This is a genomic window from Allobosea sp. (genome assembly GCF_017308075.1).
Classification (GTDB): domain Bacteria; phylum Pseudomonadota; class Alphaproteobacteria; order Rhizobiales; family Beijerinckiaceae; genus Allobosea.
Map to the genome: position 1 here is coordinate 24,058 of NZ_JAFKFX010000030.1, position 25,070 is coordinate 49,127.

General features: G+C 69.0%; 24 protein-coding genes. 16 read left to right on the forward strand and 8 right to left on the reverse strand.

Annotated features, from left to right (window positions below; all coding sequences use genetic code 11):
* The first annotated feature begins 15 nt into the window (after positions 1-15).
* Entirely contained in the window at positions 16-465 is a 450-nt protein-coding gene (locus J0J10_RS11770) for a DUF6468 domain-containing protein (RefSeq protein WP_291646733.1), read from the forward strand.
* Complete coding sequence (locus J0J10_RS11775; protein WP_291646735.1) at positions 462-1,283, forward strand: MotE family protein; 822 nt, start codon at positions 462-464, stop codon at positions 1,281-1,283. The genes J0J10_RS11770 and J0J10_RS11775 overlap by 4 nt, the downstream gene beginning before the upstream one ends.
* A gap of 28 nt (positions 1,284-1,311) precedes the next feature.
* Here the strand turns inward: J0J10_RS11775 and J0J10_RS11780 are convergent, their stop codons facing one another.
* Positions 1,312-2,277, reverse strand: a complete 966-nt coding sequence (locus J0J10_RS11780; protein ID WP_291646737.1) for a Bug family tripartite tricarboxylate transporter substrate binding protein — start codon at positions 2,275-2,277, stop codon at positions 1,312-1,314.
* Positions 2,278-2,441: 164 nt separating this feature from the next.
* Positions 2,442-3,203, reverse strand: a complete 762-nt coding sequence (gene cnbZ / locus J0J10_RS11785) for a 2-amino-5-chloromuconate deaminase CnbZ (RefSeq protein ID WP_291646739.1) — start codon at positions 3,201-3,203, stop codon at positions 2,442-2,444.
* Between the two features lie 149 nt (positions 3,204-3,352).
* Here cnbZ and J0J10_RS11790 point away from each other — a divergent pair, with 149 nt between their 5' ends.
* From J0J10_RS11790 to J0J10_RS11800, 3 genes are all read left to right on the forward strand, one after another.
* Positions 3,353-4,273 (forward strand): LysR family transcriptional regulator, encoded by a 921-nt coding sequence (locus tag J0J10_RS11790; protein ID WP_291646741.1) that lies wholly within the window; start codon positions 3,353-3,355, stop codon positions 4,271-4,273.
* A gap of 234 nt (positions 4,274-4,507) precedes the next feature.
* A complete protein-coding gene (locus tag J0J10_RS11795) occupies positions 4,508-4,957 on the forward strand; it encodes a GTP pyrophosphokinase (protein ID WP_291646743.1) in 450 nt (149 codons plus the stop codon).
* Between the two features lie 190 nt (positions 4,958-5,147).
* Positions 5,148-8,573 carry a hypothetical protein gene (locus tag J0J10_RS11800; protein WP_291646744.1) on the forward strand — a complete coding sequence of 1,142 codons (3,426 nt, stop codon included), beginning with the start codon at positions 5,148-5,150 and terminating at the stop codon, positions 8,571-8,573.
* Between the two features lie 111 nt (positions 8,574-8,684).
* Here the strand turns inward: J0J10_RS11800 and fliP are convergent, their stop codons facing one another.
* Together fliP and J0J10_RS11810 are read right to left on the reverse strand one after the other, a co-directional pair.
* Positions 8,685-9,440, reverse strand: coding sequence for a flagellar type III secretion system pore protein FliP (gene fliP / locus J0J10_RS11805; RefSeq protein WP_291646746.1), 756 nt, complete (start codon positions 9,438-9,440; stop codon positions 8,685-8,687).
* 154 nt (positions 9,441-9,594) lie between these two features.
* Positions 9,595-11,130, reverse strand: coding sequence for a flagellar biosynthetic protein FliO (locus J0J10_RS11810; RefSeq protein ID WP_291646749.1), 1,536 nt, complete (start codon positions 11,128-11,130; stop codon positions 9,595-9,597).
* A 233-nt stretch (positions 11,131-11,363) separates the two neighbouring features.
* On the opposite strand from J0J10_RS11810, the gene flgB reads away from it, so the two are divergent.
* The 8 genes from flgB (at position 11,364) to J0J10_RS11850 (ending at position 18,772) form a co-directional block, all read left to right on the forward strand.
* Positions 11,364-11,747, forward strand: a complete 384-nt coding sequence (gene flgB / locus J0J10_RS11815; protein ID WP_291646752.1) for a flagellar basal body rod protein FlgB — start codon at positions 11,364-11,366, stop codon at positions 11,745-11,747.
* Positions 11,748-11,773: 26 nt separating this feature from the next.
* Entirely contained in the window at positions 11,774-12,184 is a 411-nt protein-coding gene (gene flgC, locus J0J10_RS11820; RefSeq protein ID WP_291646753.1) for a flagellar basal body rod protein FlgC, read from the forward strand.
* Between the two features lie 29 nt (positions 12,185-12,213).
* Entirely contained in the window at positions 12,214-12,540 is a 327-nt protein-coding gene (locus J0J10_RS11825; RefSeq protein WP_291634403.1) for a flagellar hook-basal body complex protein FliE, read from the forward strand.
* A gap of 81 nt (positions 12,541-12,621) precedes the next feature.
* The gene (fliQ, locus tag J0J10_RS11830) at positions 12,622-12,888 is read left to right on the forward strand and encodes a flagellar biosynthesis protein FliQ (RefSeq protein ID WP_291634401.1); all 267 of its coding nucleotides are present in this window, start codon (positions 12,622-12,624) and stop codon (positions 12,886-12,888) included.
* A gap of 77 nt (positions 12,889-12,965) precedes the next feature.
* The gene (fliR, locus tag J0J10_RS11835; RefSeq protein WP_291634399.1) at positions 12,966-13,724 is read left to right on the forward strand and encodes a flagellar biosynthetic protein FliR; all 759 of its coding nucleotides are present in this window, start codon (positions 12,966-12,968) and stop codon (positions 13,722-13,724) included.
* Positions 13,725-13,735: 11 nt separating this feature from the next.
* Positions 13,736-14,803 carry a flagellar biosynthesis protein FlhB gene (flhB, locus tag J0J10_RS11840; RefSeq protein WP_291646755.1) on the forward strand — a complete coding sequence of 356 codons (1,068 nt, stop codon included), beginning with the start codon at positions 13,736-13,738 and terminating at the stop codon, positions 14,801-14,803.
* A gap of 85 nt (positions 14,804-14,888) precedes the next feature.
* The gene (gene cckA / locus J0J10_RS11845) at positions 14,889-17,393 is read left to right on the forward strand and encodes a cell cycle histidine kinase CckA (protein WP_291646757.1); all 2,505 of its coding nucleotides are present in this window, start codon (positions 14,889-14,891) and stop codon (positions 17,391-17,393) included.
* Positions 17,394-17,644: 251 nt separating this feature from the next.
* A complete protein-coding gene (locus tag J0J10_RS11850; protein ID WP_291646758.1) occupies positions 17,645-18,772 on the forward strand; it encodes an acyltransferase family protein in 1,128 nt (375 codons plus the stop codon).
* Positions 18,773-18,799: 27 nt separating this feature from the next.
* Here J0J10_RS11850 and J0J10_RS11855 read toward each other — a convergent pair whose 3' ends face one another.
* Entirely contained in the window at positions 18,800-20,125 is a 1,326-nt protein-coding gene (locus J0J10_RS11855; RefSeq protein ID WP_291646760.1) for an O-antigen ligase family protein, read from the reverse strand.
* A 186-nt stretch (positions 20,126-20,311) separates the two neighbouring features.
* Here J0J10_RS11855 and J0J10_RS11860 point away from each other — a divergent pair, with 186 nt between their 5' ends.
* Positions 20,312-21,379 carry a Gfo/Idh/MocA family protein gene (locus tag J0J10_RS11860; protein WP_291646762.1) on the forward strand — a complete coding sequence of 356 codons (1,068 nt, stop codon included), beginning with the start codon at positions 20,312-20,314 and terminating at the stop codon, positions 21,377-21,379.
* On the opposite strand, the gene J0J10_RS11865 is transcribed toward J0J10_RS11860, so the two are convergent.
* From J0J10_RS11865 to J0J10_RS11875, 3 genes are all read right to left on the reverse strand, one after another.
* A complete protein-coding gene (locus J0J10_RS11865; RefSeq protein WP_291634387.1) occupies positions 21,376-22,518 on the reverse strand; it encodes a Gfo/Idh/MocA family protein in 1,143 nt (380 codons plus the stop codon). The two genes, J0J10_RS11860 and J0J10_RS11865, sit on opposite strands and share 4 nt — an antisense overlap.
* Before the next feature lie 93 nt (positions 22,519-22,611).
* Positions 22,612-23,031 (reverse strand): DUF1330 domain-containing protein, encoded by a 420-nt coding sequence (locus J0J10_RS11870; protein WP_291646763.1) that lies wholly within the window; start codon positions 23,029-23,031, stop codon positions 22,612-22,614.
* Between the two features lie 11 nt (positions 23,032-23,042).
* Positions 23,043-23,864 carry a crotonase/enoyl-CoA hydratase family protein gene (locus J0J10_RS11875; RefSeq protein ID WP_291646765.1) on the reverse strand — a complete coding sequence of 274 codons (822 nt, stop codon included), beginning with the start codon at positions 23,862-23,864 and terminating at the stop codon, positions 23,043-23,045.
* An 83-nt stretch (positions 23,865-23,947) separates the two neighbouring features.
* Between J0J10_RS11875 and J0J10_RS11880 the strand changes: the two genes are divergently transcribed.
* Both J0J10_RS11880 and J0J10_RS11885 read left to right on the forward strand, forming a co-directional pair.
* A complete protein-coding gene (locus J0J10_RS11880) occupies positions 23,948-24,535 on the forward strand; it encodes a TetR/AcrR family transcriptional regulator (protein WP_291646766.1) in 588 nt (195 codons plus the stop codon).
* Between the two features lie 31 nt (positions 24,536-24,566).
* On the forward strand, positions 24,567-25,064 hold the full coding sequence (locus tag J0J10_RS11885) for a hypothetical protein (protein ID WP_291646768.1): 498 nt from the start codon (positions 24,567-24,569) through the stop codon (positions 25,062-25,064).
* Positions 25,065-25,070: the final 6 nt, after the last annotated feature.

A 25,070-nucleotide genomic window follows, 5' to 3' on the forward strand; every position in this document is an offset into this window, starting at 1 on the left:
CGGGAGCCAGCCGACATGACCCTCACCTTGATCGCCGATGCGCTGGTCGCCTGCCTGCTCGTCGCCACCATCATCACCTGCTATGTCCTCGCCAAGCGAATCGAACGCCTGAAGGCCGATGAAAGCTCGATGCGACAGACCATCGGCGCGCTGATCGCCGCCACCGACACCGCCGAGCGCGCCATTGCCGGGCTGAAGCTGACTCTCGGCGACTGCGACCGCACTCTGGCCGAGCGCCTGCGCACGGCCGAGCGCTATGCCGCCGACCTCGCCGCCCAGATCGAAGCCGGGCAAACCGTGATGGACCGCATCGGCCAGATCGTCGGCGCCGCGACCCTGGTCGCGCCCAAGGCCGAGCCGCAGCCCGCCGAGACGCCGACCGTCTCGCGCATGGCGAGCGCCGCCGATGCCGCTGCCGCGATCCGCGCCCGCGCTGCGCGCAGACTCGAAGGCCAGGCTGCGTGATCCAGTCGCCCCGCCTGATTCCAGCGGTCATCCTCGGCGCCATGGGCCTCCTGGCGCTGAAGCTGCTCGCCTGGACGGCGGAGCCCTCGCCCGGCCCGACATCCGCGAGCCAGCAGGCCGTGGCGGACAAGCCCGCGGCCGAGAAGGAAGTCTGGGGCCTGGCCAAGATCATCGCCCGTGCCCATGCACCCGACACTTTCCTCGACCCCATGGTCACCGGCACCATCGACCCGCCCGAGCCCAAGCTGTCGCCCCAGGAGCAGGCGAGGCGCGACGCCGCCGCCACTGCCAACCCCAGCAACAAGGCCGGGCTGATGAACGGGACGGCACAGCCCGTCTCGGCCTCCGAGCGGGCCCTGCTCGAACGCCTCAGCAAGCGCCGCGAGGAGATCGAGGCGCGCATGCGCGAGCTCGACATGCGCGAGAAGCTGCTCGACAACGCCGAGAAGAAGCTGGGCGGCCGGGTCGAGGACCTGAAGACGCTCGAGGAGAAGGTCGAGGGGCCGAAGAAGAAGGACGGCGAGGAGAGCCAGGCGATCAAGAACCTGGTGATCATGTACGAGACGATGAAGCCCAAGGACGCCGCCCGCGTCTTCGACCGGCTGTCGCTCGACGTGATGGTCCCGGTCGTCCAGCAGATGAACCCGCGCAAGATGTCCGACGTGCTCGCCGCGATGTCGCCGGAAGCGGCGGAGCGCCTGACCGTCGCGCTCTCCCTGCGCGGCCGCGCCACCGGCGCCGAGCGGGCCGCTGCGGCGGCGCCCGCGGGACCGGCCGGGAACGAATTGCCGGCGATCGAGCCCGCCCGGCGCCGCTGAGCGTCCGCGTCCCGGGCGGCCGCGCCGCCTATTGCTGAACGGTGATGCCGTTCTCCTTGATGATCGTCGCATAGGTCGTGACATAGCGGTCGATCACGGCCTCGAACTCGGCACCGGGCCGCGCCAGCACGGTGAAGCTCAGGGCCTGCAGCCGTTCCTTGACCTCCGGCCGCGCGAGCGCGGCGAGCCAGGCGCGCTCCAGCGCCTCGCGCGCCGGCGCCGGCGTGTCGCGGCGCACCACGACGCCGAACCAGCTATCCGAGAGAAGGTCCGGCAAGCCGAGCTCCGCGAAGGTCGGGACATCCGGCAACTCGGGCACGCGCTTGTCGGCGGTGACGGCGAGCGCCGTGAGCTTGCCCTCCGCGATCGGCTGGACGACGTCCGGCAGGTTGCTGAGCGCGAAGTCGATCCGGCCGGCATAGAGGTCGACGAAAAGCTGCGCCGTGCCGTTATAGGGGACGTGGACGGCCTTGCCCCCGGCGAGGCGCAGGAAATGCTCGGCGCCGAGATGGGGCGAGGTGCCGATTCCCGGCGAGCCATAGCTCGCTCCGGCGCCGGCATCGCGCAGGCGCGCCAGGAAGCCCTGCCAGTCGACCTTCAGCGAGGGAGCGACCGTCAGCACATGCGGCACCACCGTCGCCTGGACCAGCGGGGCGAAGGCACGCTGCCAGTCCGCCGTGCGTGTCCGCAGCGTGATGTTCGCCGCGAAGCTGTTGGCGATCATCAGCATGGTGTGGCCGTCGGCCGGCGATTTCAGCGTCTCAGCGCCGGCGATGACGGTCGCAGCGCCGGCGATGTTCTCGATCACCACGCTCTGACCCAGCGCGTTCTTGAGGCTCTCCTGGACCAGACGAGCGACCGGGTCCATCGCCGTGCCGGCAGTGAACGGCAGGATGAGCCGCACCGGCCGGGTCGGTTTCCAGGCGCTTTGCGCCCTGGCGAGACTCGGCAGGGCCAGCCCTGCGAGAAGAAGCGCACGTCGATCAAGCAGCATCGATTTCCTCCGGGCAGAAACTCACAAAAAAAGCGCCTCGCGGCCTCGCCGAGGCCGGTCTGGCCATGTCGATCCCGCGGCGGCGCCGACGCCACCCATCTGCGAGGATGCATCCACGTCTCATCCGTTCCCGTTCCGGCAACGCATGAGACGCGGGCAGGCCTTCAGAGCTGCGTATCAATCACGATCTCTCGCGACAGGCCGCGCACATCCATCTCGTAATCGAGCACCGCCACCGGCGGCCGCGAGAAATGCCAGACCAGATCAGCGCCGCTCCCCGTCACCAGGGCCAGCACGTCCGCCAGCAACGGATGGATGTCCTGCGCCGTGTAGACGTTGACCGTCATGGCGTCCCGCCATGTCCGGCCAAGTCCGGCGAGGCGCCGCTCCATCTCGCCCATCACCCATTCCGCCTTGGCCCTGACGCCCTCGGGCGAGACATCGCCGAGCCGGATCGTGCCCTCGGCATAGCTGGCGGCGCCCTCCGGGGCCTCGCCGCTGCCGGCCACGATGAAGCTCGGGCGCGCCGCGGCGTCGGGAACGGTATAGCTGAAGGCATGCAGCGAGACCGTCTCGGGCTTGCCGAGCTCCGGGCAGATATTGGTCCGCGCGACCGGGTTGACCTTGCCCTGAAGCAGGCCCCACTGCTCGAGCCGCGAGGCATAGACCTTGTTCAGCGCCGCAAAGCCCGCCTCGGAGAACGGCTCGGGCGAGCGCAGCTCGCAGGAGCAGAACGCCGTCAGCGGCCTGCCGATCCGCTTCAGATGGGCTTCGATCGCCGCCAGGCCCTGCTCCAGCGGAAGCGGCGCGGACAGGCGCGCCCTCTCGATCCGGAAGCCCGGCTCGGCCACGACGCCGCCGGAATACTGGAACACCGCCGGAATGAACCGGTAGCTGCCGTCTTGACTGGATTGGGTCGAATACATCGGATCGGCTCCTCGTCACGCTCTGGCATTTTTTTAAGAGACCGGCCGAGCGCTCAGCCAGATCGGAATCGCAGAACGAGCGTTGCCGACCCGGCAACGCTGCTCTAGCCTTCGGAGCGGCTGGTGGTCGGGCCGCAAGGCTCCCTCCAATGTCCCTCACCCGATACAGATACTTCGCCGCCGTCGCCGATCATGGCTCGGTCCGTGAAGCGGCTGACGCGCTGCGTGTCGCCCCGTCGGCGGTCAGCCGCCAGATCGCCGGCCTCGAGGAGGAATACAGCGCAGCCCTTTTCGAACGCCGGGCGCGCGGCATGCGCCTGACCACGGCCGGCGCCGCGGTGCTGGAAACGGCGCGCACCGTCCTGAACTGCGTCCAGCGGGCCCGTTCGACCATCGAGGAGCTGCAGGGCATCAAGCGTGGCCATGTCCGGGCCTGGACCGTCGAGGGCGCGATCGACGACTTCTTCTATCCCGCTTTGGCGCGTTTTTCCGAAGCGCATCCTTCGGTGGGCTTCGAGGTGATGATCGCAAGCTCGGACCAGCTCGTGCAGCGCCTCCTGCATGACGAGGCCGACCTGGTGGTGGCGTTCAACCCGACGCTGCATCGCAGTGTCGCATCGCTGGCGGAAATCGCCGACCCGCTGGTCGTGGCCGTCCGCCCCGGCGATGCCTTCGCAACGCGCTGCTCGGCGACCATCGCCGAGATCGGCGCGCTGCGTCTGGCCCTGCCCGACCGGACCTTCGGCATCAGGCGCCTCGTCGACGACGTCGCCGCGGCGACCGGCATCGAGCTGAAGCCGGCGCTGGTCACGAACTCGATCGAGTCGTTGCGTTGCTTCGCCCGGGCCGGCATGGGCGCCAGCGTCGTGACGAGCTTCTCGATCCAGCGCGACGTCGCCGAGGGGCGCCTGATCGGCATCCCGATCCAGGGGCGCAATCTACAGCGGGCCTGCGTCAAGATCTGCGTGCGGAAAGGCCGGAACCTGCCACCGGCGGTACGGGCGCTGGCAAGGCATCTGGCCCGCAGCGCGCGCGACTACACCTCGCGGAAATACGAGAGCACGCCCTGACGACGACCGGCGGCTGGGGCGCCGGCGGCGGTCGCAGCCCCGTGCCCTGCAAGAGGCCGTGGCGTAACGGCCGATGAGCCGAGCCGAGTCGCTTGATTTGCGCTTCTCGGATTTTTCCGACAGACTGCCCAGACCTCGCCGACCCATGAGGACGCTTAGCTTAGCCGAAGATACCGGCACAATTCGCGTCGCGTTCTCCGCCGTTGCCTTGGCAACATGCGCAGGAGAAGAGGGATGAGAGCAGTCAATCGAGCTATCGAGATCGCGGCCAAGGCGCACTCTGGTCAGCAGGACAGGACGGGCATGCCTTTCATCGCCCATCCCATGCGGGTCATGGCGGGCTTTCTCTTCGCAGGACACGAGCAGCTGGCCGTGATCGCCGCTCTGCACGACGTCGTCAGGAGCACCGATTGGACACTCGGACGACTGGCCGATGAGGGCTATTCGGTGAAGACGGTCGAGGCGATCGCCTCGCTCATGCGCGCCGAAGAGGAGGAGTATCTCGCCTATGTCGAACGCGCGACGGCCAATCCGCTTGCGCGCCTCGTGATGGAAGCGGATGTCAGGGACCAGAGCGACGAGGTCCGCCTCTCGAAACTGCCGCAGACGGCACAAGCCCGCCTTCGCCGGGAATATGGCGAAGCTCTGGATCTGATTGCCGGAGCACCGCTCGTCAAGACCTGATCAGCCAGCCGACGGTTCGGCAAACCGGGTCGGGCGACGATGCCTGCGCATTGTAAGGATCCACCGCCCTCCCCGCGCATCCCTTGCCGGCGCCCCTTAACCGCCCGTTATCCTTGACGGGCTAGCGTCGCCCCCGGGGTGGAGCGTTGTTTCCATGCCCGTCTGGTCGCGTTGGGGTTGAGTGGCAGTCTTGCGTATCCTGCGGTCCCTGAGCTTCGGCATCGGTCTGGCGGCGATGAGCCTTGCGCTCGGCCAGAGCCAGTCGGCCCTGGCCGCCAATGCCGAACTGCGTGGCGAGGCGATGCAGGCCGGCTTCGGTCGCCTCGCCTTCACCTTCGACGAGCCGGTCACGACCCGGGCGCGCGTCTCCAACGGCGTGCTGGTCGTCGGCTTCAGCCAACCGGTGAAGGTCGACCCCAGCCGTATTTCCAGGGAACTCCCGGCCTATGTCTCGCTGGCGCGGGTCGATCCGGATGGCCGGGGCCTGCGCTTCGCACTCGCCAAGACCTATCGCGCCAACCTGCTCGAAGCGGGCGACCGCGCCTTCATCGACCTCCTGCCCGAGAACTGGGTCGGGCAATTGCCGGGCCTGCCGCCCGAAGTCCTCGCCGAGCTGACCAAGCGCCTCCGCCTCGCCGAATCCCGGGCACGCGATACCGCCCGCGCCCCGGCGCCGGAGCCGAAGCCGCTCGGCTTCCGCAGCGTGCGCCTGCCGACGCTCGACCGGCTGATGTTCAACGCGCCTGCCGAGGCGCAACTGACCCCCCGGCTCGACAATGGCCAGCTGACGCTGGCCTTCGACCAGCCGCTGCAGCTCGAGGCAGGGAAGATCCGTTCGCTGCTGCCGGCGGGCTTCACGCTGGAAAGCGCCGGGAACGAAGGCGGCGGCACCGAGCTCGTCTTCAGCGTTCCCAAGGAACGCGAGCTGCGCAGCTTTCGCGAGGACCATGGCTGGACCGTCGATCTCGCGCACCCGGCAGCGGCGACGGCACTGACGCTGTCGGCCCTGGAGGCCGGCACTGCCGCCCGCGGTTCGCAGCCGGCCGCGCCGCCGCAGGCAGCGGCCGTGCAACCGAAGGCAGCGCCCGCGAGTGCGGCCGCCACTCCCGCGACCCCGCTGGCGGCACCCGCTGCCCCTGCAGCCCCTGCGCCAGTCGCGGCTCCGGCTGCGGTCGACCCGGCCCCGCGGGACATTATCGTCAGCTCCGTCGCCAATGGCGATGGTGGCCGCCTCGATTTCCGCTTCTCCCGCCCCACCGGCGCCGCTGCCTTCGCCGAGCCCGGACTGGTGACGCTCGTCTTCGACACCCGCGACACGCTCGATCCCGATCGGCTGAAAGGCCTGCTCCCCGCCTTCATCCGCGACGTCACGGTGACGCGGGAGGCCAAGATCACCGTGCTGCGCCTGCGCACCCGCAGCCAGCAGATCACCCGTCTTTCCGATGACGGCGCGAGCTGGTCGCTCTCCTTCGGCGAAAAGCTCGGCAAGCCGGCCTCGGCTCTGGCGCCGCGGCGCGAAACCGATGAGCGCGGCGAGACCGTGATGGCCGTCCCGGTTCCCGGCATGACCGGCGTGCACTGGCTCGAGAATCGTGACGGCGGCGCGCCAATGGCGGTCGCGACCGCGCTCGGCCCGACCCGAGCCGTCCCCAAGCCTTATCGTTTCGTCGAATTCGGCCTGCCTCAGACCGCCCATGGCATCGCCATCAGCGCGCTGGCGGACGACGTCATGGTCAGGGCCGGCACGGACGAGGTGGAGATCGCTCGCAATGGCGGCCTCGTCGTCAGCCTCGATGCCGACAAGCCGAACGAGCCGGAAAAGAAGGCGACCGACAGCGCCGCCGCACCGCTACTCGACGCGCAACGCTGGTCGAGCCTGCGCACCGACGACGTGCGCGCGCGGACCCAGGAGCTGCTGCGCGACGTCGCCGATGCCTCGCGCGGCCGCAAGTCGGAAGCCCGGTTGGCCCTGGCCCGTTTCCTCGTCGCCAACGAGATGCTGCCCGAGGCGGCCGGCCCGCTCAACGCCCTTCTCGCCGATGACCCTGCGATGCGCGGCAACCGCGAGGCGCTTTTCCTCAAGGGCGTGATCGCCACGCAGATGCACCGCCATGCCGAGGCGCTGAAGGCCTTCGACGCCGGCCCGATCAAGGAAGAGGCCGAAATCGGCCTCTGGCGGGCACTGGTCGAGCAGCGACTCGGCCGCAACGCTCCGGCCCTCGCCGGCTTCCGGCGGGCCGAGACGATACTCGACGGTTATCCGCCCGATCTGCAGGCGCAGTTCCGCCCGGCCATGGCCCGCGCCGCACTCGCCATGCAGGACACGCTGGTGGCCGAGCGCCAGATCGCCCATCTCGCCGAGCTGTCGGCGAGCCTGGTCCCGGCCGAGGACCTCGCACTGCTGCAGGCCATGCTCGACGACGCCAGCGGGCGACCGGAAGCGGCGCTCAACGGCTATCGTGCGCTTTTCGAGGCCGTCAGCCGGCCGGTCGCCGCCGAGGCGCAATTGCGCGCCGTCAGGCTCGCCCGCGCCGAGAAGCGGCCGGAGCTCTCGGTCGACGAGGCGGCGGCCCGGCTGGAGACCGTCTCGGCGATCTGGCGCGGCGGCGAGATCGAGATCGAGGCCCTGGCCGAACTCGGGCGCATCTATGCCCAGCAGCAGCGCTGGCGCGACGCCTTCCAGATCGCCCGGAGGGCGAACGAGAATTTCCCCGATCATCCCGCGACCCGCCTGCTGCACGACGAGACCGCCCAGCGCTTCGAGGCGCTGTTCAGCGATCCCGACATCGAGAAGCTGCCACGCCTCGAGGCGCTGGCGCTGTTCTACGACTTCAAGGAATTCCTGCCGGTCGGCCGGCGCGGCGACGAGATCACCCGGCTGCTCGCCGACAGGCTGGTCGAACTCGATCTGCTCGATCAGGCCGGCGACATCCTGCACTACCAGATGGAGAAGCGCCTGAACGGCGCCGCGCGCTCCACCGTCGCTGCCCGCCTCGCCATGATCCGGCTGATGAACCGCAGGCCGGCGGAGGCGCTGCAGGCCCTGGTTTCGACCCGCCTCGCCGAGCTGCCCGGCGACGTCAAGCGCGCCCGCCTGCTGCTCGAGGCCAAGGCGCTCTCCGATCTCTCGCGCACCGACCAGGCGCTTGACCTACTGGAAGGCGAGAGTGGGCCGGAGGTCGACCGGCTGCACGCCGACATTCTGTGGAACGGCCGCCGCTGGCGCGAGGCCGGCGAGGCGCTGGAACGCATCCTCGGCGAAAGCTGGCGCGGCGAGGCTCCGCTAGGCGACGGCGAACGCGGCGACGCGATGCGCGCCGCCATCGCCTATGCCATGTCCGACGAGGCGCTATCGCTCGACCGCCTGCGCACCAAATTCGCCGGCAAAATGGCCCAAAGCCCCGACGCCCGGCTGTTCGCCTTCGTCACCGGGGCGAGCCGCGCCAGCGCGGCCGACATCCGCGAGGTCGCGCGCTCTGCCGCCGGCTCCGACACGATGCAGGATTTCCTGAAGGCCTATCGCAAACGCTATCCGGCATTTTCCAGCGCGGTCCGCGACAAGCCCCAGGCCGACGACGCGGACGCGCCGCCGCCGCCCCGCCCCGGCCAGGGCTGAACGCGCACGCCACTGAAACACCACCGCACCGTCATTCCGGCTCGCCCTGCGGGCGCCCTGGAACGACGGCGTGGTTCGGGCGCAAACCGAAAAAGCGCGCGGCCGAACCGATCAACTCCCATAGCTCTTCACCAGCGAGCCGGCGACCAGTCCCCAGCCATCGACCAGCACGAAGAAGATCAGCTTGAAGGGCAGCGCCACCGTCACCGGCGGCAGCATCATCATGCCGACCGACATCAGCACCGAGGCGACCACGAGGTCGATGATCAGGAAGGGCACGAACAGCAGGAAGCCGATCTCGAAGGCGCGCCTGAGCTCCGAGATCATGAAAGCCGGGACCAGCACCTGGATCTGGATGTCCTCGGCCCGCTCCGGTCGTGGCTCGCGCGACATCTCCAGGAACAGGGTCAGATCCTTCTCGCGGACATGTTTCAGCATGAAGTCGCGAAACGGCACGATCCCGCGGTTGAAGGCTTCCTGCGGCTGAATCTGCCCGGCGATCAGCGGCGCCCCGGCAACGCGATAGGCCTCCTTCAGCGTCGGCGTCATCACGAAGCCGGTCAGGAACAGTGCGAGCCCGATGATCACCGCATTGGGCGGCGCCGTCTGCGTGCCGATCGCCGAGCGCAGCAGCGACAGCACCACCGCGATGCGCGTGAACGAGGTCACCATGATCAGGATCGACGGCGCCAGCGAGAGCACCGTGATCACCGCGATCAACTGAAGCGCCCGCTCGGTGACGCCACCCCCCTGACCGAGATCCAGCGAGAGCGTCTGCGCCAGTGCCGGGGCGGGCAGCCACAAGCCGAACAGCGCCAGGCAGAGCGGCAGCGAGACGAGCGCGGCCGTGCCGGCCCGCCGCCTCATCCCCGACCTCTTGGAATATGTCTCGCCCATGCGCCTTCCCTGCCCGAATCAAGGCGCGGGCCGGAAAAACGCTAGTGCATGCTCCGGGGGGCTGCGAAGCGCTTTCGCCCCGTCATCCCCTGCCGTCTGGCCGGCGCCGGGCCGGCCGGGCCGCTCAGCCCTTCGACTTCGGATCGCGCCCGAGCAGGCGCGCGAACTCCGCCTCGATCGCATCGACGGAGAACGGATCGGTCTCCTCCGGCTTCGGCTCGGCCGGCTTGGCTGCTTCGGGCGCCGGCTGCTCGACCTTGGCGACCTCGGTCACGGTCTCCGCAGGCACGGCCTTAGAAGGCTTCGGCTCGACAGGCTTGGCCTCTGCCGGCTTCGGCTCGGCAGGCTTGGCCTCGACGGGCTTGGCCTCAGCAGGCTTGGCCTCAGCAGGCTTGGCCTCGGCGGGTTTGGGCTCGGCGGGCTTGACCTCGGCGACCTTGGCTTCGACGGCCTTGGCCTCCGAAGGCTTCGCCTCGGCCGGCTTCGACTCCGCGGCAGGCGCAGCCGGCAGGACCGGCGGCGGCGCCTCGGGCGATTGGGCCTGCGTTTCCGGCTTGGCCGCGGGCGGGGGCTCGGCCGAGGAACGGGGCGTCTCCGCCCTGGCCGGCTCGGTCTTCGCAGGCCCGGCGCTGGCGACGGGCTGCGGTTTACGCTCCGGCGCGGCGACGACGGGCGGAACGACCATCGGCGCCTCCGCCGGGCGCGCCGGGCCGGGCTTCAGCCCCAGCGCCATTTCCAGCTCGGCCTCCATGTCGAGGACCGGGCGCGAAGAGGCCGGGATGCCCGGTGTCGGCAGCGGCGGCTTCAGCTCGCTGACCGGCGCAGGCGGAGCGATCTTGGCGGCCGGCGGAACCGGCACGACCGGAGGGACGGCCGGCTGGGAGGGCTCGACCTCGGAACGCGCTCCGGCCGCGGACGGGCGGACGGCGGAGAACGGGCGCTTCAGTGCCTCCTCGAGCTGGCGGGCCATATCGCCGAGCTCGGCCTGACCAGCCGCGGCGGCTTCGCGCGCACTCTGGGCGACCGCGGCCGAGGCCACCACCGCGGCTGCTGCAACCGGCGGCACCACGGGTTGCGGCGCAGGGCGCACCGGCGGGATCGGAGGCAGCGGCTGAGCGGTCGGGCGCGGCGGCGGCGCCAAAGGCTGCTGGCGCGGAGGCGGCGCCGGCATCGCAGGCGCTGGTGCCGGAGGCTCGGGCATCATGGGGATGGGCATCGGCGCCGGCTCGGCCAATGGCGGCGCACGGCGCGGCTCTTCGGCAGTCTCGGGGCGCAAGGGCAATTCGGGCGGCACCAGCGGCTCGAGCGCCAGCGGACGCTCGGACATCCCCTCACTCGGCAGCGGCGGCGCGACCCGCGCCCCGCTGCGCATGATATTGGTTTCGATGACGACGTCGGAGGCCCCGCCGATCATCACGAGATGCTCGACATTGTCGCGCCGCACCAGCACGAGCTGGCGCTGCCTGTCGAGGTCGTGGATGTCGACCACGCCGAGCCGCGGCTGGCGGGTCCTGCCGCTGGCCTGGCCCTTGAACCTGAGCCGTCCGCCGCTGATCCGCCGCAGGATGAAGGCGAAAAGGGCCACCAGCACGAGCACGATCGCGAAGGCGATAATCCAGCGCAGGCCGGTCGAGAGTTCGAAGCCAAACAAAGTCTGCAAGGTTTGCCTCATGAAGCGACGCGACAGCCACGCGCAGCCTCGCTTTTAAAGGCTGCTCGCGGATGAACCCGCAGCCTATACCACAAGGCCCGCGAATTCGGGAGACATGGTTACCGGATGGTTAACCGGATTGTCACCAATTGCCGATCTTAACGGGGCGTTAACCATGCACCCGGCAATAATTTCCCAGTTCCGCGCTGATGCGGCGCTTCCTGGGGCCGGAGATCGGAGCCATGTCGAACAACGGCCTGAACCTGATGGGCGCCCTCAAGACGCGCATGCACTGGCACCAGAGCCGCCAGAAGCTGCTCGCCGAGAACGTCTCCAATGCCGACACGCCGCGCTTCAAGCCGCATGACCTCAAGGCCCCCTCGCCCGCCGGCGGCAGCGTCGTGCTGGCGCAGACCTCGCCGCTCCATCTCGGCCCGGCCGGAAGCAGCAACGGCTTCGGCCCGCGCGATCCCAAGCGCTTCGAGACCACGCCGAGCGGCAACAGCGTCAATCTCGAGGACGAGATGCTGAAGGTTGCTCAGAACCAGTCCGATTATCAGCTCGCCGCCTCGCTCTACAGCAAGGGGCTCGGGCTGATGAAGATCGCCATCGGCAAGGGCCGCTAGCAATTGGGCCGCTGAGGAGAAGCACTATGGATCTGCTCAAGAGCATCGCGGTGGCAGCTTCCGGCCTGCGTGGCCAAGCCGGGCGCATGCGCGTCATCGCCGAGAACCTCGCCAACGCCGATTCGACACCGGATCGCGCCGGGGTCGATCCCTATCGCCGCAAGATCGTCACCTTCCAGGGCCGGCTCGACCGCGAGCTCGACGCCCAGGTGGTCGAACTCGGCCGGGTCGCGCGCGACCGCGGCGCCTTCCGCACCAAGCTCGACCCCGGCCACCCGGCCGCCGACGCTACCGGGCAGGTCCGGTTGCCGAACGTCAACTCGCTGATCGAGAGCATGGACATGCGCGAGGCCCAGCGCAGCTACGAGGCCAATCTCAACGTGATCTCGTCAACGCGCCGGATGCTCCAGCGCACCATCGACATCCTGCGCGCCTAGCCCCTCAAAGCCGAAGCGGAACGCCAGCCATGACCACCTCCAGTTTCGCCGCCGGCGCCTACGCCTCGATGCAGGGCATCGGCGCGGGCGGATTGCTGAAGAAGCCCGCCAGCGTCGGCACGGCCGGCGCCGCCGGCATGCCGGACTTCTCCTCGCTGCTCGGCAAGGCGCTCGAGACGACCGCCCAGAGCGCACGCGCCGCCGATGTCCAGACCGCCAGCGTCGCCGCCGGCCGCTCCGACATCGTCGATGTCGTCACCGCCGTCGCCGAGAGCGAGGCGGCGATCGAGACACTGGTCGCGGTGCGCGACCGGGTCATCGCCGCCTATGAGGAAATCATGCGGATGCCGGTCTGACCGGCCGGATTCTCCTGGAACCGCGCCTGTCATTGCGGGCGCCCCGGTCAAAATGAAACAGCTCTTGTCGGAAACCGCACCATGACCTCCGGAGCCATCCTCGACGTCGCCCGCGACGGCATCGTCGTCTTCCTCAAGGCCGGCGCGCCATTGATGCTGATCGCACTGGGCGTCGGCCTCGTGGTCTCGCTGTTCCAGGCCCTGACCCAGATCCAGGAGCAGACCCTGGTCTACGTCCCGAAGATCCTCGCAGTCTTCGGCGCGCTGCTGCTGTTTTTGCCGTTCATGGGCGACGCGCTGGCAGGCTATATGGGCAGGGTCGCCGTCCGAATCGCCACGGGCGAGTGATTCTCGCGCCCGGCCGCCCCATACCGGGGCGAAAGACCGATGGGCGCAGTCGCTGGCGCGGAAACCCTGGGCCGCCGATGCAGATCGCCATCCTGCCCGAGATCAGCGCCCTGTTCGTGCTGGTCTTCGCGCGCGTCGGCACTCTGGTCATGTTGATGCCCGGCATCGGCGAGCGCTTCATCCTCTCGCGGGCCCGGCTCTCCCTCGCCTTTTTCGTCGCCCTCGTAATGTTGCCGATGGCACGCGGCACGATCACCGTGCCGAGCGACCCGGCCGGGCTCGGCGGGCTCCTGATCAGCGAGATCCTGATCGGGCTCGCGCTCGGCTCCTGCGTCCGCCTGCTCATGGGGGCACTGCAGACCGCCGGCCTGATCGTCGCCCAGACCATGGGCCTCGGCTTCGCCATGACCGTCGATCCGAGCGGCGGCATGCAGAACCCTTCGATCGGCAATCTGCTTTCGATGCTCGGCATCACGCTGATCCTCGCCTCGGACCTGCACCATGTCGCGCTGGTCGCGATCCATGAGAGCTACCAGTTGCTGCCGCCCGGCGGCTTTCCCGATGTCGGCGACCTGCTCGGCCTGGCGGTCAAGGCGATGGCGAGGGGCTTCGCGCTGGCGGTGCAGATCTCGGCGCCGTTCATCGCCTTCGGCCTGCTGTTCAATCTCGGTCTCGGCGTCCTCGCGCGGCTGATGCCGCAGATGCAGGTCTTCTTCCTGGCGATCCCGGCCTCGATCCTCGGCGGCATGCTGGTGCTGCTGGCGGCGATCGGGGTGATGATGGGCGTCTTCCTCGAAGATCTCGGCGCCTTCCTGCGCCAGCTCACCGGCCTCTGAGCGGAGGGGACATGGCCGACGAACCGGACAAGGACGACCGCACAGAGGAGCCGACGCAGCGAAAGCTCGATCAGGCGGTCGAGAAGGGCGATGTCCCGCGCTCGCAGGAGATCGGCACCTTCTTCGTGCTCTGCGGCTTCACCCTCGCGCTGCTGATCGCGGCCGGCTCGGCTGCGCGCGAGGCGACGCTGCAATTGCGCGCCTTCCTGATGAACGCACATCAGGTGCCCTCCGGCGGCGACGCCATCTTCCAGGTCACCGCCAAGGGCGTGATGACCGGCTTCACCGCGCTCGCCCTGCCGCTGGGATTCATCCTCGTCGCCGCTCTCGCTGGCGCCCTGATCCAGCACAAGCCGCTCTGGACCACCGAGCCGCTGATGCCGAAATTCAACCGGATCTCGCCCATGGCCGGCCTGAAACGGATCTTCGGCAAGGAGGCCTGGGTCAACTTCGCCAAGGGCCTCGCCAAGATCATGCTGGTCGGCGTCGGGGTCTGGATGGTGCTCTGGGGCGAGCGCGACCACCTCCAGGCCTTCGCGCAGATGGATGTGCGCGCGCTGCTGCCGGCCGTGCTGGTCCTGACCATCAAGCTGATGGCCGGGGTGCTCGCCATCTTCGCCATCATCGCCATCGGCGATTTCGGCTATCAGCGCTTCTCCTGGTACCAGCGCCAGCGCATGACCAAGCAGGAGCTCAAGGACGAATACAAGAACACCGAAGGCAATCCCGAGGTGAAGGCCAAGCTGCGCCAGCTCCGGGCGCAGCGCGCCCGCTCGCGCATGATGGCGCAGGTTCCCAAGGCGACCGTGATCATCACCAACCCGACCCATTTCGCGGTCGCGCTGCAATATGAGAACGGCCAGGGCGCCCCGGTCTGCCTCGCCAAGGGCGTCGACGCCATTGCCCTGAAGATCCGCGAGGTCGCCGGCGCGCACGAGATTCCGATCGTCGAAAACCCGCCTCTGGCCCGGGCGCTCTACGCCACTGTCGAGATCGACGAAGAAATTCCTGTCGAACACTACCAGGCGGTGGCCGAAGTCGTCGGTTACGTCTTGCGCCTGAAGCGCCGCCGCGCCTAACTCGCGGGCTGGCGCGCGATCGCAGGATCGCCGCGCCCGCTGCCCGCCGGGAGCGGGCGGACCACAAGGAAACGGATCTGCCGCAATGACCGCAAGCACGGCAACGACCGCGATCGATCGATCCGACAGGCCGGGCCATGTCGGCATCGTCCTCTTGGTTGCCGGACTGCTCGTCGGCGCCGCGATCGCGCTCGGCTTCATCGCCAATGAATGGGCCCAGCCGCTGATCCTCGGCCTGCTCGCCTTGCTCTCCGTGGTCGGCGTGTTCTGCCTCTTCGCCTTTGCGATCGGGCTGCTGCAGTTCTCCGGCCGGGCCGCCCGCAACGACCTGACCAAGATCATCGTCGACGGGGCCGAGGACGGCGTCGTCGTCACCGAGAGCGACGACCGCATCGTCTATGCCAACGAGACCTATCTGACACTGGCCGGCGCCCGCAACGCCAGCGAGATCGCGCCCGTCGAGCGGCTGTTCAAGGGCCGCGCCGAGGTTTCGGAGGCGATCTACCGGCTCGCCACCGCGGCGCGCGCCGGGCGGCGGCTCTCCGAGGAGATCCGGCTCGAGCCCGCCCTGAACGAGCGCGGCGCAGTCGGCTGGTATCGCGTCCGCGTCACGCCGATCAGCCGCGCCGGCCGGCCAGCCTCGCTGTGGACGGTGTCCGACGTGACGCCGGAGCGCGAGCGCCAGGAGAACGCCTTCCAGGAGCTGCAGCACGCCATCGACTATCTCGACCACGCGCCGGCCGGCTTCCTCTCGATGAACGCCGATGGCGAGGTGCCCTATCTCAACGCCACGCTCTCGGGCTGGCTCGACTACGACCTCGCCCGTTTCGGCTCCGGGGGCTTGCATCTGGAGGATATCGCCTCACCCAGCGCCGTCGCCCTGATCCAAGCGATTCGCGGCCAGCCCGGCGATGTCCGGATCGAGGTGCTCGACGTCGATCTGCGCCGCCGCAACGGCCAGTCACTGCCGGTCAGGCTGCATCACCAGGTCGCCTTCGGCCAGGACGGTCGTGCCGGCGCCTCGCGCACTCTGGTCCTGAACCGCGCCGCGGGCGAGGCCGGCGCCGATGCAAGCAGCGATGCGGAGGCACGTTTCGCCCGCTTCTTTCACGCGACCCCGATGGCGATCGCCACGGTCGACCGGACGGGCGCGATCCTGCGCTCGAACGCCGCCTTCACGCGCCTGACGCCCGGCGGCGGCCAGCCGACGACGATCCAGGAACTCGTCAACGGCAACGGCGCGCTCGGCGAAGCCTTCGAGGCGGCGCTCGCCGGCAAGGGCGAGATCGCCCCGCTCGACCTCACGCTCGCCGGCGAAGAGGGCCGCTCGGCCAGGCTCTATCTCTCGCCCGTGCCGGCGACCGAGGACAGCGATGGCGAGCGCGCCATCGTCTATGCGCTGGAGACGACCGCCGAGCGCAAGCTCAAGGACAATATGGACCAGGCCGGCAAGATGCAGGCGGTCGGCCAGCTCGCCGGCGGCATCGCGCACGATTTCAACAACGTGCTGCAGGTCATCATCAACGCCTCGGAGTTCCTGCTCGCCAGCCACAAGCCGACCGATCCGTCCTTCCCGGACATCATGCAGATCAAGCAGAATGCCTACCGGGCCGCCGCGCTGGTCCGGCAGCTGCTCGCCTTCTCGCGCCGACAGACACTGCGCCCGCAGGTGCTGGCGCTCGGCGACGTGCTCTCCGACCTCTCGCTGATGCTGAAGCGCGTCGTCGCCGACAAGATCACGCTCGATGTCCGCCAGGGCCGCGATCTCTGGCCGGTGAAGGCCGATCTCGGCCAGCTCGAACAGGTCGTGGTCAACCTCGCGGTCAATGCGCGCGACGCCATGCAGGATGGCGGCAAGCTGCAGGTGCGGACCCGCAATGTCGCGGCCGAAGAGATCGTCGGCCTCGGCCATGCCGCCCTTCCGGCCGCCGATTACGTGCTGCTCGAGGTCGAGGATAGCGGCTCCGGCATCGCGCAGGAGCATCTGGAGAAGATCTTCGAGCCCTTCTTCACCACCAAGGAGGTCGGCAAGGGCACCGGCCTCGGCCTGTCGATGGTCTACGGCATCGTCAAGCAGACCGGCGGCTTCGTCTTCTGCGATTCGGTCCTCGGCCGCGGCACGAACTTCAAGATCTTCCTGCCGCGCTACATTCCCAGCGAAGAGGACCTCGCCATCGAGGCCGCGGCGAAGGAAGCGCCCAAGCGCGTCGCCGCCGACCATACCGGCGCCGGCGTCATCCTCCTGGTCGAGGACGAGGACGCCGTGCGTGCGCTCAATGCCCGCATGCTCGTCTCGCGCGGCTACACCGTCCACGAGGCGGCCTCCGGCGTCGAGGCGCTCGACATCTTCCTGCGCCATGAAGGCAAGATCGACCTCGTCATCTCCGACGTCGTCATGCCGGAAATGGACGGCCCGACCCTGCTCGGCGAACTGCGCCAGCGCAATCCCGATACGAAGGTCGTCTTCGTCTCCGGCTACGCCGAGGAAGCCTTCCGCAAGAACCTGCCCGAGGGCGAGGAATTCCACTTCCTGCCCAAGCCCTTCACGATGAAGCAGCTGGTCGAGACGGTGAAGGCGACCATGGGCTGAGCCTGGCGGCGGGTGGAGCCACCCGCACCCGGTTTGCCGGCGGCGGCCCCGGCCGCAATGCTCTCGCAAGCGACGGCGCAACGGCCCTTGCTCGCGCGCGAGCCACGGGTTCGCACTCAGTGGGCCGGGCGGTTCGGAGCGGTCGCAGTAAGGTTAAATTCGCTCGTCGATTGAAAGGCGATCGGCGCAAGAGCATCACCCTGACACTGGCCTGGCCGCCCGGGCTGCCGTCAGAAATGCTCAGGACGCGCATGCCAAGCTTCTATCGATCCGCGCCCAGCGCCGGGGACATCCTCAGGGCGAACAATGGCGAGGGCCCCGGCTTCAATGCCTTGCGGCTCGCCCTCTCCATCCTGATCCTCGCCGTGCATTCGGGCTGGGTCGCAGGGGCCGACACGAGCCAGGACTGGGAAGGGCTGCAGGGCCTGTTCCGGCTCAGCCTGGTGCCCGCCTTCTTCGCGCTCAGCGGCTTTCTCGTCACCGGCAGCGCCCTGCGCACCGGCGCGGTCAAGCCCTTCATCACGCTGCGCTTCATCCGGATCATCCCGGCGCTGCTCGTCGAGGTGACGCTGTCGGCCCTGGTGCTAGGGCCGATCTTCACGACCTTCCTGCTGGCGGACTATTTCCGCGACATCCGCTTCCTCGAATATTTCGGCAACATCGTCGGCCGCATCCGCTTCGAGCTGCCCGGTGTCTTCGAGACCAACCCGCTGCCGAACACGGTCAACCAGAACCTCTGGACGCTGAAGCCAGAATTCTACTGCTACATCCTGATGGCGCTGATGATCGGTTTCGGCATCGTCAGGAGTCGCAGGCTCTTCACCTCCTTCGTCGTCGTCCTGTCGGCTGCGGCCACGGTAGCGGCCTACGCCTATGGCTTCGGCGTCAGCGAGGCGAACTATCACTGGACCGTGGTGGTCTTCTATTTCTTCGTCGGCTGCATCTGCTTCCAGTGGCGCGACCGCCTGAAGATCCACCGGCTGCTCTTTCTCGCGGCGCTGGCGATTTCGCTCGCGCTGATGTCGGCCCCGCGCGAGCTCGCCTTCCTCGTCACGCCCTTCCTGACCTATTGCGTCATCTATATCGGCCTGCTGCCGCTGCGCCTGCCCGAATTGCTGCGCAAGCTCGACGTCTCCTACGGCATCTATCTCTACGGCTTTCCGATTCAGCAGGCGCTGGTGGCGAAGTTCGACTTCGTCCATGGCGACGGGCTGATCCTGTTCCTGGTGTCCGCCCCGATCGTGACCGCCTTCGCGCTGTTCTCCTGGCTCTGTGTCGAGAAGCCGTTCCTCAAGGTGAAGCGCTATGTCCTCGGCGACCGACCGCCCGAAGCCGCCAGCGGCAGGGACGCGGCAAGCATCGCGCCGGCGACGCGCTGAGCTCCGCCCCGCCCTCGCCCCGGCGGCTCAGACTCTCTTGGTCCGCAGCCGGCTGGCGAGCTCGAGCCCGAGCACGGCAAGCGCGAACAGCAGCCAGAGCGGGTCGGCGCGGTTGAGGAAGAACGATTCCAGCATGCCGACATAGGTCATGAAGATCACGATCATCACGAAGAGATCGGCGAGTTTCTGCCGTGCCGGGTCGCGCTGCGCCCGCAGATAGTTCCGCAGCGGCAGGATCATCAGGCAGAAGATCACCAGCATCGCCCCCGGAAGCCCGAACATCAGCATCGCGTCGAGATAGCTGTTATGGGCCGAGCCGATGCCGCGGATATCCCAGCGCGCCTCGAAATTCTCCTCCAGCGCCGTGACCAGCGGTGTCTGCCAGAAGCTGAAATAACCATGGCCGAGCCAGGGCTTCTCGCCGATATGCGCGCTGGCGAAGCGCCAGATCTCGTCGCGCCCGGTGAAGGTCGGATCGGAGGTCAGCGCGCTCGCAAGCTGCAGCAGGGCGGGCGAGAACACCGTGCCGACCGTCAGCGCCGCGATCAGCAGCACCAACGCGCCATGGCCCAGCAGGATCAGCCGCGGCCGGCCGAGGGCGCGGCCGAACAGGACGAGAGCGATCGCGATCGGCAGGAAGCCCATCGTCGTCTTCGAGCCGCTGTTCAGCACAAAGATCGCGCCGAGGGCGATGATCGCGAAACCGCGCAGCCTCAGACCCATGCGCCAGCAATAGATGCCGAACATGATGAGGATCGAGAATACCGGCGCCGCGAAATTCTTATGCGTGAGATGGCCGCGCCAGTCGCCGGCATGGCCGCCCTCGACGCCCTCGGAGCCGTGGATGGCGAGCTGCGGCGCCAGAAGGAGCGCCACATAGACCAGGACCAGCACGGCGAGAGCGGCATTTGCCACCGCGCTGGCGAAATCGCGCTCATGCCGCGGCAAGACGAGGACGCCGAGCACCGGCACCATGGCGAAACCGGTCAGGAGCAGCGCGCGCAGCGCGGCATCAGGTTCCAGCGCCCGCCCGGCCGAGAAGGCCGCGACCATCAGCACGACGAGCCAGCTGCTCGTCGCCATCTGCGCCAGGACCCCGCGTTCGCAGAGCTTCAGCATCGCCACGAGATAGACGATGGCGAGGCTGACATAGCCGATCTGGTTGACGATGTTGCCGGTCGATCCTCCCGGTTCGATCGCGTCCGGCACCCCGGCGAAGGGCTGGAAGGTCAGGATCATCACGAAAAGGCCGAAGCCGCTGAGCAGCGCCGCGGCGAGGCGCTGACCGTCGACCGGGACGCCATGCGCCCCGGCGGCAAGGCCGCTCCCTGTCTCGCTCACGCCGACCGTCATGCCGCTCCTGCCATGCGAACCCGCCGACCGGGCTCGTCCGGCCGCCCTGCGCGGCCGCCCCGACTATGGACACGCAACCTTAAGAGCCTGTAGCCGAAAACCGGCCGATCGCCGCTCCTCCGGGGCCCGCGGCGCCGCCGGTCGGCAGCGACGCCCCTGGCCTGCCCCATGGGAGCACGAGGCAGCATGGACCGGGCAGCGTCGCCGGCCTCCCCCTTCACCTGGGGCATCATCGGCACGGGCGCGATCGCCGCGCTCTTCGCCGCCGATCTCGCCTTGGTCCCCGGCGCCCGCATCGGCGCGGTCCATTCGCGCCGGCTCGACAAGGCCAGGAGCTTCGCCAGCCGCTTCGGCGGCGGCGCGGCCCATGACGACCTCGAAGCCTTCCTCGCCGATCCCGCGCTCGAGGCGGTCTACATCGCGACGCCGAACCATCTGCACGCGCCGCAGGCGCTCGCCGCCATCGCCTCCGGCAAGCCGGTGCTGATCGAGAAGCCGCTCGCCCTCACCTGCGCCGATGCCGAGGCGATCGCGGCAGCGGCCGCGGCGCGCGGCGTCTTCGCCATGGAGGCACTGTGGAGCCGCTTCCTGCCGGCCGTCACGGCGTTGCGGAGCCGGCTTGCCGCCGGCCGGATCGGCGAGATCCGGCGGCTGCGCGCCGATCTCTCCTATGTCCATCCGCAGGAGCCCGGCAGCCGCTTCTTCGAGCCCGCATTGGGTGGCGGCGCCGCGCTCGATCTCGGCGTCTACCCGCTCTCTATCGCCCTGCATCTGCTCGGCCGGCCGGAACGCGTCGAAGGGCGCTGGCGCGCCGCGGCGAGCGGCGTCGACCTGCGCAGCGAGTTCGTCCTGCACTATCCCGGGGCGACGGCCGAGCTCTCCTGCGGCTTCGACCGCGACGGCGCCAATCTGCTGCTGGTCGAAGGCAGCGACGGCGCGCTGCGGATCGAGGCGCCTTTCCTCAAGGCCCAGCGCCTGACGCATTTCGCATCCGGCGCCCTTGCTACGCCATGGCCCGAACGAGAGGGCCCCGCCCTCCTCCGCAAGCTGCTCGCCCGACTCCCTCTGCCTGGCGTGCGGCGCGAAAGCTTCCTCTTTCCCGGCAATGGCTTGCAATTCCAGGCGCAGGCCGTGATGGCCGCGATCAGGGCCGGCGCGACGAGCTGCGAAACCATGCCGCTCGCCGAAAGCGCCGCCGTGCTGGGCATGATCGAGACGATCCGGGCACAGACCCCGGCCGCCGCAGCGCGTTAGAACGAGCTTCGCATGAGATAGGGCTGCGGCAGCGCGCGCGCTCCGTTCAGCGCCAGCGCCAGCTCGGTGATGTGCAATGCCAGCGCCCCGGAGAAGACCGGCTCCCGCCCCGCCGCGATCGCTTCGGCCTGGGCCGCGATCCCGCCTGCGAAATCGATCTGCGAGGGGAAAGCCGGCAGCGTCCGCTTGCTCGCGGCAGGATAGGCAAGGCGCCGGCCCGGCGTCGGCTTCCAGGGCAGCGCGCTGCCGAGCCGGGCCTCGATCTGGCCGAGGACACGGCCGAGCAGCGGGCGCGGCGCGCCGACCTCCTCCAGATGCACGGCCGAGCAATTGTCCCAGAGGTCGCGCACGGTGAGCGAGCCACCATCGCCGAAGACCTGCAAGGAGCGATCGCGCGGTGCCGCCAGGCCGGAGCTCAGCCGCGCCACCACGCCCGAGCGGAACTGCAGGCAGCCGACGGAAAAGTCCGGCGCCAGCGCCAGCGCTTCCGTACCGGGCCCCTTGTCCGGGAAGGTCAGTGCCGCGAAGGCGGTGACGCTCTCGACCGGACCGAACAGCGAGACCAGCCAGGACAGGGCGTAACCGGCATGCTCGAGCGTGCAGCCGACCTCGAATTCGTGCAGCCCCGGCCAGACCGCCCCGGAGCGCGAGCGCCAGCTCGCCCATTTGTCGCGAAAGACCGGCCCGTCCTCCATCGCCGCATAGACTAGGCGTGGCCTGCCGATTCTGCCGTCGCCCAGGACCTGCGCCACCAGCCGATGCGCATCGCTGAGCCCGTTGGCCGGTGCGGCAGCGAGCGTCAGGCGGCGCTGCCGCGCCAGCGCGACCAGTTCCTGCGCCTGGGCGAAATCCATCGCCAACGGCTTTTCGCCATAGACATGCTTGCCGGCGGCGAGCGCGCGGCTGGAAATCTCGTAATGGCTTTCCGGCGTCGTCAGATTGACGACGATCCCGACCGCGGGGTCGCCGAGCAGCGCCTCCAGATCGGCATAGGCGGAAACGCCGTGGAAGGCGCAGAACGCCCGGAGCCGCGCGGCATCGCGATCCCAGGCGCCGGCGAGCACCAGCCCGGGATGATTGGCGAGGGTGGTCATATAGTAGTCGGCGACGAAGCCGGTGCCGACGATCGCGATCTTCATGACAGTCCCTCGGGCTCCGCGCTTGCCCGAGGCGTTATCGTGGAGAATGCCGACTAATTCGTTGATGGCCTCGGTCGTGCCCCGGTGCGTCGCCTACCCGGCGAAGCCCGCCCCGGCCTCGGCCGCGCCGAAGCGCAGCAGCCGGCAATCACGCACGGCCGCCTGCCGATGCGCCATCGCCTCGCGATAGGTCGGATCGCGGAACAAGGCGGCGAACGCCTCGACGCTCGGATATTCCGCGATAAAGCAGACATCCCAGCGCTGGCCGTCCGGACCGATCAGCGCCTGTTCGAAATCGCCGCGCCAGAGGATGCGGCCGCCGAGCCCGGCCAGTACCGGTGCGCTGATCCGGCCATAGGCTGCGAAGGCGTCGGTGCCGCTCGCCTCCCGCTCGTCGGGATACTGCGCTCGCTCATGCAGGCGGATCAGGTTGAGCATCTGCACCGGACCAGGACGAGCGGCAGCGCGGAACGCCGCGAAGGCGTCGCGGGTGAAGCTGGTGAAGGTTTGCATCGGCACCTCCCTCATTCCGCCGCCGCAGCACGTGACCAGGCGCCGGCATAGCTCGGTGCGCGCCGCGCCAGCCAAGCGTCGAGCCCCTCGCGCAGGTCGAAGGTCGGCGCCATCCGGGCGAACTGCTCGCTCTCGATCAGCAAGCCCTCGCCGATGCTGGCGTTCAGGCCCCGCGTCACCGCCGTCAGGATGCTGGCAGCCGCAAGCGGCGAATGCCGCATGATCCGCTGGGCCAATGCCCTTGCCGCCGGCAGCAGCTCATCATGCGGGACGATCTGATTGATCAGCCCCATCTCCAGCGCCCGCTCCGGTGTGAACGGGTCGCCGGTCAGCAACAACTCCAGCGCCCGCTTGCGCCCGGCAAGGCGCGGCAGGCGCTGCGTGCCACCGAAGGTCGGCGGCATTCCGAGATTGATCTCCGGCTTGGCGAAGATCGCACGCTCGCTCGCGATTGCGAGATGAGCCGCCTCCGTGACCTCGCAGCCACCGCCATAGGCGAGCCCGTTGACCGCGGCGATCACCGGCTTCGGGAAGGCCTCAATCCGCGCCGTCAGGGCCTGGCCGCGGCGCACGAAATCCCGCACCGCATAATCGGGCCCAGCCGCGACGCTGCGCGAGAATTCGGCGATGTCGCCGCCGGCCGAGAAGGCGCGCTCGCCCGACCCGGTCAGGATCACCGCGCGGATGGCAGGATCGGTCTCGATCCGGTCGAGCAGCAGGAGCAGGCGGTTGATCAGCGCATAGTTCAGCGCATTCAGTTTGGCGGGGCGGTTGAGCGTCAGCGTCGCGATGCCCTCCCGGCATTGCATGAGGACAGTGTCGATCTCGGACATGGCGGGCTCCAGCAGTTTCGGGTGCCGCCACGCTGCCTCGCCGCGCCGTTTACGTATACTACCTATACGGTATACATAGCGACATGACCGAACCCGAAAGCCCGACGCGCAAGCGCATCGTCGACGCCGCGAGCAAGCTCTTCTATGCCGAGGGTATCCGCGCGGTCAGCGTCGATGCGGTCGCCGAGAAGGCGGGGCTGACCAAGCGCACGCTCTACTACCATTTCGAGAGCAAGGACGAGCTGGTCGCCGCCTATCTCGAAGCGCGAGACCAGCCCAATCTCAAGCTGATGGCCGGCTGGTTCGAAGCCGCTGACGGTGGGCTGTCGGAGAAGGTCGAGGCGATCTTCCAGAATCTCGCGCGCGCCGCGGGCAATCCGCGCTGGAAGGGCTGCGGCTTCCTGCGCACCGCCGCCGAACTCGCCGCCCTGCCCGGCCATCCCGCCATCAAGATCGGCGCCCGCCACAAGGCCGGCTTCGAAAACTGGCTTGCCGGCGCCTGCGCGGCCCATGGCATTGCTGCCCCCGGGGAACTGGCGCGCCAGATCGTGCTGCTGATGGACGGCGCCTTCGCGATCATGCTGATCCATCGCGATCCGGCTTATGTCGAGGCCGCCGGGCGCGCTGCCGCGGCCTTGGCAGGCTCGGCCTTGCGCGAACTCGCCGTTTGATCGCCTCCCGGCCAGCAACTAGCCTGCCGCCATGACCGCACGGCCGCGCCTCGCCTATGGCATCCTGCTCCTGCTGCAGACCATCTGCGCCGCGCTGCTGCTGTTCTACATCCACATGGCCTTCCGGATCGTCACCGAGAAGCCCGGCGAGCTGCACAGCCTGCCCGCCTCGATCCTGCTGCAGGTCGTCATCGCCATCCTGATCGGCCAGGGCTGCTACTGGACGCGCCTGCGGCATGTGCCGCTGCCGGACGGCATCTACAGCCCGGTGCTCGGCCATCTCCTCGCCTTTGCCGGCCGCCTCACCTCGATTTTCGGCGGCGCCCTGTTCTCGATCTATTTCCTGCGCCAGCTGCCTGCCATCCAGCAGCTCAGCCTCGACGCCGGCCTGCTCTGGCGCTGCATCCTGGTCTTCACCATGCTGTTCGCAATCTACTGCTACGCACTGGAACTGGAGCGCCTCGGCGCGGGCTGGCAGAAGCCGCCGAAGCAGACCGGGCCGGAGCATCCGGGCAGGCCCGCGGGCTAGCGCCCG